The 1,216-nt window shown below is 80.5% G+C and carries 1 protein-coding gene; it reads left to right on the plus strand.

The annotated features are described in order from the left end of the window. Positions 1-1,216: SIS domain-containing protein (locus HLB09_RS17270; protein ID WP_171204515.1), on the plus strand; the 1,216-nt coding region annotated here is incomplete at both ends.

The following is a 1,216-nucleotide window of genomic DNA, read 5'->3' on the forward strand; positions in this document are numbered from 1 at the left end:
GGTGCTCGCCGGCGGCGGGCGCCTGCTGGCGGCCGGCAACGGCGGCAGCGCGGCGGAGGCCCAGCACCTGACGGCCGAGCTCGTCGGGCGCTTCGTGGGCGAGCGCCGGCCGCTGTCGGCCATCGCGCTGCACGCCGACTCCTCGAGCACGACGGCCATCGGCAACGACTACGGCGAGCGTGAGGTCTTCGCGCGCCAGGTGCAGGCGCACGGCCGCCCCGGCGACGTCGTCGTCCTGCTGTCGACGTCCGGGCGCAGCCCCAACGTCCTGGAGGCGGCGGCCCGGGCGCGGGCCGGCGGCCTGCGGGTGTGGGCGCTCACGGGCCCCGCCCCGAACCCGCTGGCCGAGCTGGCCGACGAGGTCGTCGCCGTCGACGCCCCCTCGACCTCGGGCGTGCAGGAGGGGCACCTCGTGCTCGTCCACGCCCTGTGCGCCGGCGTCGACGCGGCGCTCGCCGCGGCCGACGCCGGCGCCCAGCGGCCGGTGGCCGTCCCGGGCGCAGCCCCCGCGGCCGTCGACGCCGCCGAGACCCCCGCAGCCCTCCCGGGCCGTGACGCCGCCCCGCACGGGAGCGCCGCCGACCACCCGGTCGCCGAGGAGCAGGACGAGACGGGCGCCGGCACCGTCACCGGCACCGGGCCGGAGCAGCCTCGTCGACGCCGGCGGCGGGTCGTCGTCGTCGGCGACGTCGTCCTGGACCGCGACCTCGACGGCGTCGTCGAGCGGGTCGCCCCGGACGCGCCCGTGCCGGTCGTCGACCTGCGCGCGACGACGGAGAGCCCCGGCGGCGCCGGCCTCACCGCCCTGCTCGTGGCCGCGGGCCGCGGCGACGGGCGCCCCGCCTCGACCAGCGGCTCGGAGGACGCCGGCGTGGACGTCGTCCTCGTCGCGCCCGTCGGCGACGACGAGGACGGCGAGCGGCTGCGCGCGGCGCTGGCCGCCGCCGACGGCTCGCTGGAGCTCGTCGCGCTCCCCCACACCGGTGCCACGAGGACGAAGACGCGCGTGCGCGCGGCGGGGCAGTCGCTCGTGCGCGTCGACTCCGGGGGGCCGGGCACGCCCTCGGCGCCCGACCTCGACGAGCTGCGCGCCGTCCTCGCGCGAGCGGACGTCGTCCTCGTGTCGGACTACGGCGCCGGCACGACGCACGACCCCGGCGTGCGCGCGGTGCTCGGCGCGGCCGCCGCGGCCGTCCCCGTGGTCTGGGACCCGCAC

It is taken from the genome of Pseudokineococcus marinus (genome assembly GCF_013004605.1).
GTDB lineage: Bacteria > Actinomycetota > Actinomycetes > Actinomycetales > Quadrisphaeraceae > Pseudokineococcus > Pseudokineococcus marinus.